This window comes from Mycobacterium sp. 3519A (genome assembly GCF_900240945.1).
Classification (GTDB): Bacteria; Actinomycetota; Actinomycetes; order Mycobacteriales; family Mycobacteriaceae; genus Mycobacterium.
On sequence record NZ_OESG01000013.1, the window covers coordinates 1793698 to 1807533 of the forward strand.

11 protein-coding genes are annotated in these 13836 nt (G+C 67.8%); 6 read left to right on the top strand and 5 right to left on the bottom strand.

The features are described 5' to 3' along the window. Positions 1-70 precede the first annotated feature (70 nt). Genes C1A30_RS16555 through C1A30_RS16565 form a run of 3 tightly spaced genes read left to right on the top strand, consistent with a single transcriptional unit; the run spans position 71 to position 5267 of the window. Positions 71-3238, top strand: a complete 3168-nt coding sequence (locus C1A30_RS16555; protein WP_101949293.1) for an adenylate/guanylate cyclase domain-containing protein — start codon at positions 71-73, stop codon at positions 3236-3238. Positions 3239-3264: 26 nt separating this feature from the next. Beyond that, complete coding sequence (locus C1A30_RS16560; protein ID WP_101949294.1) at positions 3265-4470, top strand: CoA transferase; 1206 nt, start codon at positions 3265-3267, stop codon at positions 4468-4470. Beyond that, entirely contained in the window at positions 4467-5267 is an 801-nt protein-coding gene (locus C1A30_RS16565) for an acyl-CoA thioesterase II (protein ID WP_101949295.1), read from the top strand. The genes C1A30_RS16560 and C1A30_RS16565 overlap by 4 nt, the downstream gene beginning before the upstream one ends. Here the strand turns inward: C1A30_RS16565 and C1A30_RS16570 are convergent. From C1A30_RS16570 to C1A30_RS16585, 4 genes are read right to left on the bottom strand one after another with little or no spacing between them, the layout of a single operon-like run. After that, positions 5264-7753, bottom strand: coding sequence for an AMP-binding protein (locus C1A30_RS16570; RefSeq protein WP_101949296.1), 2490 nt, complete (start codon positions 7751-7753; stop codon positions 5264-5266). The genes C1A30_RS16565 and C1A30_RS16570 overlap by 4 nt on opposite strands. After that, positions 7750-8790: an ABC transporter ATP-binding protein gene (locus tag C1A30_RS16575; protein ID WP_101949297.1), complete on the bottom strand. Its 1041-nt coding sequence runs from the start codon at positions 8788-8790 to the stop codon at positions 7750-7752. The genes C1A30_RS16570 and C1A30_RS16575 overlap by 4 nt, the downstream gene beginning before the upstream one ends. Next, positions 8787-10364, bottom strand: a complete 1578-nt coding sequence (locus C1A30_RS16580; protein WP_101949298.1) for an iron ABC transporter permease — start codon at positions 10362-10364, stop codon at positions 8787-8789. Before C1A30_RS16580 ends, C1A30_RS16575 begins: the two co-directional genes overlap by 4 nt. Further along, positions 10365-11381, bottom strand: a complete 1017-nt coding sequence (locus C1A30_RS16585; RefSeq protein ID WP_101949299.1) for an iron ABC transporter substrate-binding protein — start codon at positions 11379-11381, stop codon at positions 10365-10367. Positions 11382-11602: 221 nt separating this feature from the next. Here C1A30_RS16585 and C1A30_RS16590 point away from each other — a divergent pair, with 221 nt between their 5' ends. After that, positions 11603-12001, top strand: a complete 399-nt coding sequence (locus tag C1A30_RS16590; RefSeq protein WP_101949300.1) for a heme-binding protein — start codon at positions 11603-11605, stop codon at positions 11999-12001. Between the two features lie 3 nt (positions 12002-12004). On the opposite strand, the gene C1A30_RS16595 is transcribed toward C1A30_RS16590, so the two are convergent. Then, positions 12005-12823, bottom strand: coding sequence for a DUF1206 domain-containing protein (locus C1A30_RS16595; protein ID WP_101949301.1), 819 nt, complete (start codon positions 12821-12823; stop codon positions 12005-12007). A 118-nt stretch (positions 12824-12941) separates the two neighbouring features. Here C1A30_RS16595 and C1A30_RS16600 point away from each other — a divergent pair, with 118 nt between their 5' ends. After that, positions 12942-13310, top strand: a complete 369-nt coding sequence (locus C1A30_RS16600; RefSeq protein ID WP_101949302.1) for a YraN family protein — start codon at positions 12942-12944, stop codon at positions 13308-13310. 74 nt (positions 13311-13384) lie between these two features. Beyond that, positions 13385-13756: a nuclear transport factor 2 family protein gene (locus C1A30_RS16605; protein ID WP_235009940.1), complete on the top strand. Its 372-nt coding sequence runs from the start codon at positions 13385-13387 to the stop codon at positions 13754-13756. Positions 13757-13836: the final 80 nt, after the last annotated feature.

A 13836-nucleotide genomic window follows, 5' to 3' on the forward strand; every position in this document is an offset into this window, starting at 1 on the left:
CCCCTCGCCGGGGCTGGTGCGGTCATATGCTTGCCGAATAAGTGCGCCGGGACCTACGGGGAGGACTCGGGTGACGGCTACGGGGGTGGTGTGCGCGGCGTGTGGTGCGGAAGCATCCCGGGCCGGCGCCCGGTTCTGCGACGCCTGCGGGTCTGCGCTCAACCCGCCCGATGCGCACGCTGAGTACAAACAGGTGACGGTGCTGTTCGCCGACGTGGTGCGCTCGATGGATCTGGCGGCGGCGCTGGGCGCGGAACGGTTGCGCGAGGTCATGACGGCGCTCGTCGAGAGTTGCGCGGCGGTGGTCCAGAACTACGGCGGCACGGTCGACAAATTCACCGGCGACGGCATCATGGCGGTGTTCGGGGCACCGATCGCACTCGAAGACCATGCGGTCAGGGCGTGTCTGGCCGCGCAGGACATGCAGAGGACCACCCAGGTGCTCGCCGCGGAAGTCGACCGACGTGACGGAGTCACGCTGCAGATACGCATCGGGCTGAACTCGGGCGAGGTCATCGTCGGCGAAATCGGTTCCGGCGCTTTGGGTTACACCGCCATTGGCGACCAGGTGGGGATGGCTCAGCGGATGGAATCCGTCGCTCCGCCCGGCGGCGTGATGGTCAGTGAGTCGACCGCACGGCTGGTGGCCAGTTCCGTCGTCCTCGATGCACCGGAGACCGTGCACATCAGGGGTTTCGACGAACCGGTGGCGGCGCGAAAGCTGTTGCAGACCGGGCCGCAACAAGAGTTGGGTCCGCGAGCCGTCACAAGCTTCGTCGGCCGACGCTGGGAGATGGCGGCGATCGAAGGTGTGCTGGACCGCTCCGTCGAGGGGCACGGCAGCATCATCAACATCGTGGGACCGGCGGGCATCGGTAAGAGCCGGATCGTCGCCGAGACGTCGGCGCTCGCCTCCAGCCGTGGCATTCCGGTGTTCTTCACGTTTTGCGAATCACATGCGAGGGAGGTCCCGTTCCAGGCGGTCAGCCGGTTGTTGAGGGCCGCCTTCGGGATCGAGCAGTTCGCAGACGACGAGGCGGCGCGTTCGAGCCTGCGCGCCCGAGTCGCCGGTGCACAGGACGAGGACCTGGTCCTCCTCGAGGATCTGCTCGCGATACGCGAACCGGGCCGGCCGCCACCCGATATCGACCCCGACGCCCGTCGGCGACGGCTGACAGCGTTGGTGAACGCCGCCTATCTCGCGCAGTCGACACCGTCGGTGTACGTCGTCGAAAACGCACACTGGATCGACCCGGCGAGCGAATCATTGCTCTCCGAATTCCTTTCGGTCGCACCGCAAACCTCCTCGCTGGTGGTGATCACGCACCGACCCGAATATGTCGGCACGCTGAGCAAGACGCCTGGGGCGCAGACGATTGCCCTTGCGCCGCTCAATGATTCCGAGTCCACGACGCTGATCGGCGAACTGTTGGGTACTGACCCGTCGGTGGCCCGGCTGACCAAGCAGATCGCCGAGCGGGCGGGTGGCAACCCGTTTTTCGCCCAGGAGATCGTGCGCGATCTCGCCGAGCGGCGCGTACTGCTCGGCGAGCGGGGCGCGTACGTATGCCCCGATCCCGCAACGGAAGTCAGTGTGCCCGCCTCATTGCAGGCGGCTATCGCGGCCCGCATCGACCGGCTTGACGACGTCGCCAAACAGACGTTGAACGCGGCCGCCGTCATCGGCCTGCGCTTCGACGCCGACATGCTCGCGGCGTTGGTCGACGAAACAGCGCTCGGCGACCTGGTGCGAATGGAATTCATCGATCAAGTGCGGTTCACCCCACGTCCCGAGTACGCGTTCCACCATCCGCTGATTCGCACCGTCGCCTACGAGTCGCAGCTCAAGGCGGACCGCGCAGTGTTGCACCGGCGGCTGGCCACCGCCATCGAACAACGCGATCCCGACGCCGCGGACGAGAACGCGGCCCTGATCGCCGAACATGTGGAAGCGGCCGACGATCTTGTCGGTGCATATCGCTGGCACATGCGTGCGGGCGGGTGGCTGACCATCCGCGACACCTTGGCCGCCGACGCCTGTTGGCGCAAAGCGCGACAGGTGGCCGACCGATTGCCCGCCGACCATCCGGACCGAACGGCGATGCGGATTGCGCCCCGCACCTTGTTGACCGGCGGTGCCTGGCGTGTCAGAGGCAGCGGCGCCGAAGTCAACTTCGACGAGTTGCGGGACCTGTGCGAGGAAGCGGGCGACAAGCGGTCATTGGCCATCGGGATGACAGGTGTGGTGATGAAGCACGCCCTCAACTCCCAATATGAGGATGCGTCGCGTCTGGCTGCCGAGCACACCCGGCTGTTGGACGCGATCGACGATCCGGAGCTGATCGTCTCGCTGTCGATCGCGGCGGCCGTGGCCAAGTACGGGGCGGGTGAACCCGACGAGGCGTTGCGGTTGGCGCAGCGCGTCATCGACCTGGCCGGCGGCGATGCGGCCATGGGCAGTCTGTTCTTCGGGTCGCCGTTGGCGCTCGCGATCATGCTTCGCGGGTGCATCCGAAGTGGACTCGGCATACCCGGTTGGCGTGCTGATTTCGACGAGTCGATGGCGATGGCGCGGGGCACCGACGCCGCGACACGCGCCATCGTGCTCTTCTACATCTGTCTGATCGGCATTCCGTACGGAGCGATGCGATCCGACAAGACTCTGTTGACCGAAACCGCCGAGACGCTCGACCTTGCCGGGCGGTCGGGCGCGGAGACCACGCTCAGCTGCGCCAGGGGGGCGCACGGTATGGCCCTGGTGCATCGCGAGTCCCCTGAGCGCGAAGAGGGCCTCGGGCTGCTCGAGCAGGTTCGGGAAGAGACGCTTCGTGAGCGCTTCAGCCTTCCGGTGTTGTCGTACATCGACGTCGAAGTCGCGCGGGTGAAGGCGGAGTGCGGCGAACTCGACGAAGCCATCGACATCGTTCGCCCCTACGCACGGCGGGAACGGGGCGAGGTCGGGATATTCGGATTGGCCGTGTGGGTTCTGGTGGAGTCACTCCTTCGCCGTGATGGCAGCGCCGGGGTGGACGAAGCCGAGCACGCGGTGACAGATCTGGCGTCCATGGCGGCCGGCCCTGGCTTCGCGATATTCGAGGTTCTGGTGGTGCGTCTGCGCGCGTTGCTCGCGCTGGCGCGTGGCGACGAGCCCGCCTACCGGGACCTCGTGGCTCGCTACCAGGCGATGTCGAAATCGCACGGTTACGAGGGCCACCTGGCAATGGCCGCGACGATGTAGATCAGCCAGTCCTTACACTTGGCCCGGTGACTGGCACACCCTCTCCGACCCAGCCGCTGGCCGGGGTCCGGATCGTCGAGATCTCCAGCTTCGTCGCGGTGCCGCTGGCGGGGATGACACTGGGTCAACTGGGCGCCGAGGTGATCCGCGTCGACCCGATCGGCGGCGCCGCCGACTATCACCGCTGGCCGGTCACCCGCGACGGCGACAGCATCTACTGGGCCGGGTTGAACAAGGGCAAGCGTTCGGTGGCCGCCGACTTCCGTTCGGCCGAAGGCCAGGACCTGGTGCAGCGGCTGATCTCGGACGCAGGCGTGTTGATCACGAACGTCGCTGGGCGGGAATGGCATTCGTACGACACGTTGACCCGGTTGCGGCCAGACCTGATACACGTCGAGGTGTCCGGCCGCGCCGACGGCGGCACCGGCGTCGACTACACCGTCAACGCGGGCATCGGCTTCCCGATGGTGACCGGGCCCGCCGAACTCGCCACCCCGGTCAATCACGTGCTGCCTGCCTGGGACGTCTCGTGCGGGCTCTACGTGGCGTTGGCCGTCGTGACCGCGTTGCGTCACCGCGACGCGACCGGGCACGGGCAACGGGTCAGCATTCCTCTGGAGAACGTCGCACTGGCGACGGCAGGCAACCTCAGCCTGTTCACCGAGGTGATGGTGAACGGCACCGCCCGCGAGCGCATCGGCAACTCGGTGTACGGCCAGTACGGCCAGGACTTCCTCAGCAGCGACGGGGTGTCGTTCATGATCGTCGCGCTCACCAATCGGCATTTCCGCGATCTGTCCGAACTCACCGGCACCACCAAAGCCGTTGCCGCGCTGGCCGACACGCTCGGCGCCGACTTCACCGACGAGGGCGAGCGGTACCGCCACCGCGACGCGCTGTCCGGTCTGTTCAGCGAGTGGTTCGCCCGGCACACCGCAGAGGAGGTCACCGCCGCCTTGTCCGCGACTTCGGTGTTGTGGGAGCGCTACCGCACGTTCGCCGAGACCGCCGTCGACGCCAAGGTGACCGCCAACCCGCTGTTCAACCGCGTCGAGCAACCGCGCATCGGTGCGTATCTGGCGCCGGGTCTGCCGGTGGAGATCGACGGTGCCTATCCGCCCGCGGTGCCCGCACCGGCACTCGGCGACGACACCGCCGCGGTGCTCGGCGAATGGCTGGGGATGACCGCCGACGAGATCGACGGGCTGACCGCCTCGGGCACCGTCGCATGAGCGCGCTGTCCGAACTCCTCGACGTCGCCGCGGGCGCCACCGCCGACACCTGGATCGGGCCCGCCAGCGGACCGGCCGGAAAGCGGTCCTATGGCGGGCAATTCGCCGCGCAGAGCCTGGCCGCCGCGTGGCGCACCGTGGCCGACGACCGGCCACCGACCAACATGCATCTGCAGTTTCTGCGCGGCGGCGAGGCCGGTGACCCCGTCGAGTACACCGTGACCCGGGTGTTCGACGGCAGGACCGCGGCGGCCCGGCGCGTCGACTCCCATCAGAACGGTCGCCTGTTGACCACGACGACGGTGTCGTTCGCCGCGGAGCTACCGGGCCCGGAGCACGGACAGCGTCCGCAGCTGCCGGGCGATCCGGAGACGTTGCCGCGGACCGGGCCTGCCGGGCCCGCACCGTCGATGCCGCTCGACGAACTCGACATCCGCATCGCCGACGACACCGTCGACGGCGAGTTCGTCCGTCGATTGTGGTGGCGCGCAACCGTTGCGCTTCCCGACGAGCCCGCCGTGCACACGTTGGTCGCGGTGTACGTCACCGACGTCTACATGATCGACCCCGCGCTCCAGGTGCATGGGCATTCGATGCAGGCCCGCACGCACCGCAGCGGCACCACCGACTCGTCGATCTGGTTTCATCGGCACGTCCGCGCCGACGAATGGAATCTGCTGGAGTGCCGGTCACCCGCCGCGGCGCGCGGACGCGGTGTCGTGACCGCCAGCTGGGTCCGATCCGACGGCGCCATCGCGGCCACCATGACCCAGGAGGGTCTGATCGCGGAGCGTTAGTCCTCTACCGGTGCGGCGAGACTACGGTTTCTGACGGAAATCGGGCCGGAATCCGTCATAAAGCGTAGTTTCGGCGAGATTTGGGCTCGCAGCCTCGTCACCAGATACGTGGCCGCGATCCCGACGACGATGGATGCGACGACGCCGAGCAGGCGGTGCTCACCGAACAACGGGTACACCTGGAAGTGCGTCAGGTAGATGTACAGCGACGCCTCCGCGACGACACCGGCGAGGGCCGTGGCGACCGGGGGACAGCGCAGCGCGGGCAACCAGATCAACAGGGCAAACCCGGCCAGCACCAACAGCTCTCGTTCGGTGCGGTCGAAGTAGCCGTACATGCTGATCGCCAGCACCACGCTCACCGCCGCGCGTTGCGCGATGGTCGTCGCCTTCGAGGCGGCCCAGCCGACCGCGAAGAACCAGAACGTCAGCACGGTGAACCACGCGTCGTTGCCCAGGTGCAGGCCGAGGACGTCGTAGCGCAGCGCCAGGCCGGCGGCCAGGAACGTCACCGCGACGGCGAAGGGCCGCTGTCGCTCCCACCGGTCGACCGCGGGCAGCCAGCACAGCACCGCGAGCGCCACCAGGATCCACACCAGCACTTCGACGAACCACAGTCGGCCCGCGGTCATGCTGTCGTGCGGGCCGAGGAACTTGTTGGCCAGCAACAGGTTTGTGGGGGTGTAGTCGTCGGTGATCATCAACGCGATCACGATCCAGGCCAACGCAGGGCCCGCGATCCAGGCAATCGTGTTGCGCAGATGCCGAACCCGGTCGGCGCGCGGCACCGGCGTCAGGCAGAACCGGCCGAAGTTGTAGCCCGCGATGCCGAGCAACAGATGCGCGCCGCCCCACAGTTCGAAAAGTCCGGCGTGCGAGCCGACGATGAGCAGTATCGCGACCGCGCGCAGCGCGACGGTGGTCTCAAGGGTGGCCCCCCACCACGGCCGCCTGCGCTGCGTCTGCGTCGGCGTGGCCTCGAGTTCGCGCAGCGGAAGCCGTTGCCAATCGGCGGGCAGCCGACCAAGCGTGCGTTCCAGCCGCACCGACATCGTCACGTAGGACAGCGAGTTCCCGCCGAGGTCGACGAAGCTGGCGTCGGGGTCGATACGGTCGGCGTCGACGTGCAGCACGTCGGCGAACACCTCGCGCAGGCTGGTGGGATGCCCGGTGTCCGACGGGCGGGCGAGTTGGCGCACCGCCTGATAGTCGGGCTTGCCGGACGGCAGCATCGGCAGTTCGTCGACGGCGACGACCTTGACGGTGCCTGCGGGGACACCAGCCGCCGCGGCCGCCACCTGCTGCACCTGCGTGCGGTCGCCGCCCGCGACGGCCACCGCGAGAACGTCGTCGACGTCGGTGCAGAACGCCGTCACGCCGTGCTCGGACAGCGCCGCCTCGATGCGTTGCAGGTCGATGCGCAGCCCGAACATCTTCACGAATCGGCTGGTGCGGCCGATCACTTCGTACAGCCCGTCGGCGTTGCGCCGGGCGAGGTCGCCGGTGTGCAACGCCTCGACGGTCTTGCCGAGCGCGAGGTCGGCGGGCCGGTGCGCGTAACCCAACATGACGTTGGGCCCCCGGTACACCAGCTCACCGGACGGCTCGATGGAGAACGTGCCGCCGGGAATCGGCTGCCCGATCGCCGCGGGGTGGGTGGCGGCGAGTTGCGGTGGCAGATAAGCCATTCGGGCGGTGGCCTCCGTCGCCCCGTACATCACGTACAGGTCCCAGCCCATCGACCGCCCGAGTTCGGCGAAGAAGCGGACACGCTCGGGCGGCATCCGGCCACCGGCCTGGGTGAGGTAGCGCAGATGCGGCAGATCCAACGTCTGCGTGCCGACGTGTTCGAGTAACTCGAACGTGTAGGGCACACCCGCGAGCGACGTGCCGCGGTGCCTGCGGAACAGTTGCCAGAACTCGTCGTCGACGACCGAGCGATCCGTCAGGATCAGCCCGGCGCCGCGCAGTAGGTGGCTGTGGATCACCGACAGTCCATAGCAGTAGGACATCGGCAGAGTAGTTGCCGCCCTGTCGGTTTCGGTGATGTCAAGGTAGTCGGCGATGGCCTCGGCGTTGCTGATCAGGTTTCGGTGGGAGAGCCGGACCAGCTTGGGTGAGCCGGTGGTGCCGGACGTGGACAGCAACAGCGCGAGGTCGTCGTGCAGGCGATGAGGTCCGCCGCGATGGTGGATTCCGTGAGCGTCGATGACGATGCCGGGCTCATATGTGCGCAGTATCGCGGTGTTCTCGCGCCGCGCATCGACCGGCAGTACCACGTGCCCGGCTGCCATCGCCGCCAGGTAGTGAACCAAAGTGGCTGTCTCGTTGCGGGCTTCGAGCATGACCACCTGACGCGGGCGGTCCAGGTCTGCGGCGGTGTCCTCGACCGCGTCGGCGAGTTGCCGATAGGACAGCTGCTGGGTTTCGGTGAGCACGGCGGCGTTGTCGCCGTGGGCGCGAAGGTGGTCGAGGAGTCGGCTCATGTGAGCACGATCCCGGTGCCGACCACCTCGATCCGCACCTTGGCGTCGATGGCGGGCGGGCTGAGGCTGTGCTGCCTGACGATGAGCGGTGCGGTGTCGCCTGCCGGGTCGATGGTCAACAGCACGTCGTGGCCGAGGAATTCGGTGGCGATCACCGTGCCGACACCGTCAATCCCTTCGCTGTCCGAAACCACTGTTGCGACAAGCTGTTCGGGCCGCAGCATCAGGGTGCCAGCGCCGTCCTCGGCGTCTACCGGCACACGGCCGAGAGCACACTCGGCGATCCGCGACGACACCGTGCACGGCAGCGCGATGCAGTCGCCGAGGAATTCTGCGGTGAACCGGTCGGCGGGTTGCCGGTACACCTGTTGCGGGCTGCCGACCTGGGTGAAAAGCCCGTCGCGCATGACCGCGACCTGGTCAGCGATCGACAGCGCCTCCTCCTGGTCGTGGGTGACCAACAGCGTCGTCACACCGGCGTCGGTGAGCAGTCCGGCGACCGCCTTGCGAGTCGACGCGCGCAGGCCGGTGTCCAGCGCGCTGAACGGTTCGTCCAGCAGCATCAGCACGGGGCGGCGGGCCAGCGCACGCGCCAGTGCGACACGCTGTTGTTGACCCCCGGACAGTTGATGCGGGCGCCGCGACGCGTACGACGCATCGAGCGACACGGTCTCGAGGAGTTCGTCGACGCGTCGACGCGCGGCGGCGCGCCCGGTGCCGCGCAGTCCGTACGCGATGTTCTGCCCGACGGTCAGGTGCGGGAACAGCGCGCCATCCTGCGCGACGTAGCCGACGCTGCGACGGTGCGGCGCCACCGCATTGCGCTCGCCCGCCACCTGGCGTCCGTCGATGGCGATCGTTCCCGCGTCGGGTGTTTCGAATCCCGCGATCAGCCGCAACAGCGTGGTTTTACCGCAGCCCGATGCACCGACCACGGCGGTGGTGCTGCCCGGTTCGACGTCGAGATCGACGCCGTGCAGCACCGTGTGACCGTTGAAGGTCTTGGCGAGTCCGGTGATCTGCAGGACGGGGGTCACAGCGCGGCCACCTTCGTCGACTGGCGAAACAGCACGATGGTCACCGGGATGGCGAGCACCACCAGGACAAGCGCGTATGGGGCAGCGGCCGCGAAGTCCAACTCGCTGGCGAACGACCAGAACCGCATCGACAGCGTGTTGGTCCCGGTCGGGGCGAGCAGCAGTGTCGCCGTCAATTCCGTTGCCACAGCAACGAATACCAGTGAGGCGGCGGCCGCGGCCGCTGGTGCGGTGAGCCGCAGTGTGACGCGCAGGAAGGTGGCCGTCGGTGAGCTGCCGAGCGACCGTGATGCCTCTTCGAGGCTGGGCGGCACCTGGGCGAGTCCGGCGCGCACGTTCACCAGCGCGCGCGGCATGAACAGCAGCACGTAGGCGAACACGATCAGCGCGACGCTCTGGTACAGCGGGCGGGCCAGGTGGATGGTGACGGTGACGAGGGCCAGCGCGGTGACGATGCCCGGCAGCGAACCGGTGACGTAGTTGGCGCCCTCGACGATGCGGGCGAGCGCACCGCGCGACCGCACGGCCACCCATGCGACGGGAAACGCCAGCACCGTGGTCAACACGGCCGCCAGCGCCGCCAGTCCGACGGTTTGCCCGAGCGCAGTGGCGATGTCGTCGACCACCCAGACCTGCCCACCGCCGATCCACAGCCAGCGCACGATCGTCCACACCGGCACCCCGAGCGCGAGGACGGCCACCGCCGCGAGGGCGGCTTGGGCGGCTAACATGCTGCGGCCCAACCGGATCGGCGTGGCCAGGCGTGGCGCACCGGCGCCGACGCGGGAAAACCGGGCGGAGCCGCGGGCCAACGCTTCGGCCACCAGCAGCACCAGGCACAGCAACACCAACACACCGGCGAGCATGCTGCCTGCCGCGCCGTCGAACGTCACCTGGAACTGCTGGAAGATCGCGACGGTGAAGGTGTCGAACCGCACCATCGCGAATGCGCCGAACTCGGCGAGCAGATGGATACCGATCAACAAGCCGCCGCCGAGAATCGCAAGCCGCAACTGCGGCAGCACGACCCGGAAGAAGACTCCCGTCGAGTCGGAGCCGAGCGCCCTCGCCGACTCCTCGATAGCGGGGTCGAGTCGCCGCAGCGTCGCGGCCACCGGCAGGTACATGAACGGAAAGTACGACAACGTCGACACCAACACCCCGGCCCACACCCCGTGCGCCGACGGGATGACACCCACCCACGCGTAGCTGTTGATGAACGCGGGGACCGCGAGGGGCGCGACGAACAGCGGACGCCAGAACATTCGGCCCGGCAGATCGGTGCGTTCCACCAGCCACGCGACGCCGACCCCGATTACCACGCACAGTGGCACGGTGATCGCCACCAGCGCCACGGTGTTGAACAGCAGTTCACCGACCCTGGGCCGGACGACCAGGTCGTAGGCCTTCGTCGGCCCGATCGACAGCGCGGCCCACCCGACGTACCCCAGCGGGATCAGGGTCGCGGCCACCAGCACCGCGACCGTCGCGGTGACCAGCGGCCCCGGCCGCGAAGCCTTGTCAGGCCGCGCGGCGGGCGCCGTAGGGCGCGACAGGGTCTGGGGAGCGACCACCTATAGCAAACCAGCCTTCGTCATCAGGTCCGTCACCTTCTGGGCGTCAAGCGTGGTCGGGTCCACAACCGGTGCCTGCAGGTCGGCCAGCGGCACCAGCGCGGGGTTCGCGGGCACACCGGAGGCCACCGGATACTCGAAGGACGTACCCTTCTCCAGCACCTCCTGGCCCTCCTTACCGGTGATGAACTTGAGGAACTGTTGCGCCTCCTGCGCCTTCTTGCTCGACTTCAGCACACCGCCGCCGGACAGGCTGACGAACGCGCCGGGATCGGTGTTCTTGAAGTAGTACAGCGACGTATTGCCGCTCTGTTCTTTGGTTTTCGCCTGGTCGCGGAACCAGTAGTAGTGGTAGATGATGCCGCCGTCCACCTCGCCGGCGTTGACGGCCTTCATCGTCGCGATGTTGTCGTTGTAGGTCACCGCGTTGGCTTTCATCCCGGCCAGCCATTGCGCGGTGGCGGCTTCGCCCTTGAGTTGCAGCAGCGCGGCGACGATGGCCTGGAAGTCGGCCTTGGTCGGCGCTCCGCCCCAGCGGCCCTTCCACGCGGGCTGCTGCAGGTCGAGCATCGACTTGGGCAGTTGGTCGGGCTTCAGCTTGGCCGTGTTGTAGACGAACACCGTGGAACGCGCGGCGACACCGGTCCACTTGCCGCTGGCCGGGCGGTATTGCGGCGGCACCTGCTTGATGGTCTCCGGATCCAGGTCGGCGAACAGGCCCGCCTTTTCGACGGCGGCCATCGCGGGGGAGTTCTCGGTGAGGAAGACATCGGCGGGCGACTTGTCGCCCTCGGCCACCAACTGGTTGCCCAGTTCGGTGTCGCCGCCCTGACGGTAGGTGACCTTGATGCCGGTCGCCTTGGTGAACGCGTCGATCCACTCCTTGGTCAGCGACTCGTGCTGGGCGTTGTACACCAGCAACTCGTCCTTCTGATCCGATCCCGAGCAGGCGGTCGAGCCCAGCACGAGGGCGAGGGCTGCTGCCGCTGCCGCGATCCGGCCCCAACGTCGTCGCATCCAGCAGGTCCTTCCGTAGGTAAGTGGAGCTTTACCTAAGGAACCTACCCTGCATCGACATCCGATCCGACGCTGTGGTGTCAGGTTTCTGCGACGCTGTCCGGTGCTGCGCACAGCTGTTGCTCGTCGACGCCGAAAATGCATCACAGCAGACTTCGAGGAATTCTTACGGTTCGCCTGACCAGGCATGGTGTCGCCGCGCCGGGGGTAACACTGCCTACATGAGGTTGTCAGCTACTGCCGTGCGCCGCGGCCTGTTCGGCGCATTCACCACATGCGCGCTCGCGGCCGCGACGGTTGGCATCCCGGCCGCAGGCGCACAGCCCGACTGCACCGCGAGCGGTTTCGCCCATGTCGCCTCCGGGGTGCTCAACAACGCGGGCGGGTGGCTCGATGTCCACCCGGACGCCAACAACGTGCTGACGGCGGCGGGCATGCAGGGAGCCGGCGCCGAGCAGTCGGTGCGTGATTACTTCGTCGCACATCCACAGGAGTTTCAGGAGCTACGCGGGATCGCGGCGCCGCTGATCGATATGCAGCACGGCTGCGGCGCGGCGATTCAGCCGATGCAGATCGCCGCGCTGTATCAGGCGCTGTCCCAATCGGGTGCGCCGATGTAGCGCTCACATTCGGCCGTAACGGCTGCGCACAAAGCTGTAGGCGCCGAAGGCGGCGATGCCGAGTGCGGCGACGATCAACAGCACCTTCCCGAACGGGGCGTGGCCCAGCGTCTTGACGGCCGCGTCGAAGCCCGTGGCCTTCGACGGGTCGGCCTGCAGGGTGGCCACGATGACAAGAACCCCCGCGCCCGCCAGCACGATGCCCTTGGCGACGTAACCGGCGACGCCGACGGTGGTGACCGCGGTCCCGCCGTGCACGCGTAGATCTTTGAAGAACTTCTTGGTCGCTCCCTTGTAGACGTGGTAGCCGCCGACGACAATGAGCCCCACCGCGACGGCGATGAGAACCGCTTTGCCCCAACCGGATTGCATCATCTGCGCGCTCAACCCGGCATTCTGCTCACTGCTCTGCTGGCCGCGGCCCATCGCAAAACGCGCCGCGGAGAACGCGATTGCGAAGTTCACGGCGGCAAGGCCGAGGGATTTCGCGCGCTTCCAGGCGGGGGTGTCGTCCTGGTACGGCCCAGCGCCCTCGCCGGGTTTGGCGCCGACGATCGACTCGGCGACGCGCCACAAGCCGAGCGCTACCAGTCCTGCCGCGGCACACCAGAGGATCACCGCGCCGCCCGTATGGCCGGCCAGGGTGGCCAGTGCACCGGACTGGTCGGCGTTGCCGCCTGAGCCGAACGCGATCTGGGCGATGATGAACGCGACGATGAGGTGAAGCACCCCGCTGACGGCGAATCCGGCGCGGGCCGCGTACTCGAAGGCGTCGCTGTTGGTTGCCCTGTGGACCGCGCCGTGCACGGAGTTGTCGACCATGGCGCCTCGTATACCCCAATTTTTACGCCGCCGAAACGGCACGCCGGGCAACTGTGGATGAGTTTGCGTCGGGGGATGAGCGTCCGCAGTTGTCGGTGCCGGCACAGAAAGTGGCGATATGACGACGTTGACACGTGCCGAACTCGGCGCACTCGGCGAGCAACTGGCCGTCGACCACTTGACCGCGCTGGGGCTGCGCGTGCTGTGCCGCAACTGGCGGTGCCGATATGGCGAGCTGGACGTGGTCGCTGCTGACGATGCCGCCCGCACCGTGGTGTTCGTCGAGGTGAAGACGCGCACCAGCGACCAGTTCGGCGGCGTGTCCGAAGCCGTGACGCCGACGAAGCTGCGCAGGCTGCGGCGCCTCGCCGGGCTGTGGCTCGCCGCCCAGGATCGGCATTGGGCTGCGGTGCGCATCGACGTGATCGGTGTGCGCATCGGCCGCACCAGAACCCCGGAGATCACCCACCTCCAGGCGGTGGGCTGATTGCGCTGACGGGCTGCGAGTAACCGAATAGCCTCATCGGACTCGCCCCGCACAACCGAAGACGAGGAGCCGCGGTGTCCGACGCGATCGAGCGACTGATGGAGAGCAATCTGCTGCGTGTCTTCAACGAGCGTGACGCCGATCGCCGCAGGGCCGCGATCGCGCAGACCTACTCGCCTGACGTCCGGTGGACCGACGATGAGGGCGTGTCCGTCGGCCACGAGGCGCTCGACGCGAAGGCGCAGGCGCTGCAGGACGGGCAGTTGGCCGGGTTGTCGTTCGTCAAGGCCGGGCCGGTCTATCAGACCCGTGGATTCGGTTATCTCGCATGGAATGTCGTGGCGCCGGGAACCGATGCCCCGATAGTGACGGGCTTCGACGTCGCGCTCGTGCACGACGAGCTCATCACCGATCTGTTCACCATCGTCACCGCAGCCCCGCACTGACGCGACGGCTCGGCTTGGCGGTTGTGGATAACCACGATCCGAGCAGCCGCCCCGCCCCGAAATTGTCGGTGGCCCGGCCG

Bases quoted from the DNA above. Each gene is read 5' to 3' on its own strand.
- C1A30_RS16565 (WP_101949295.1), top strand. From the start codon at position 4,467: ATGAGCGCGCTGTCCGAACTCCTCGACGTCGCCGCGGGCGCCACCGCC.
- C1A30_RS16570 (WP_101949296.1), bottom strand. From the start codon at position 7,753: ATGAGCCGACTCCTCGACCACCTTCGCGCCCACGGCGACAACGCCGCC.
- C1A30_RS16585 (WP_101949299.1), bottom strand. From the start codon at position 11,381: ATGCGACGACGTTGGGGCCGGATCGCGGCAGCGGCAGCAGCCCTCGCC.
- C1A30_RS16590 (WP_101949300.1), top strand. From the start codon at position 11,603: ATGAGGTTGTCAGCTACTGCCGTGCGCCGCGGCCTGTTCGGCGCATTC.
- C1A30_RS16595 (WP_101949301.1), bottom strand. From the start codon at position 12,823: ATGGTCGACAACTCCGTGCACGGCGCGGTCCACAGGGCAACCAACAGC.
- C1A30_RS16600 (WP_101949302.1), top strand. From the start codon at position 12,942: ATGACGACGTTGACACGTGCCGAACTCGGCGCACTCGGCGAGCAACTG.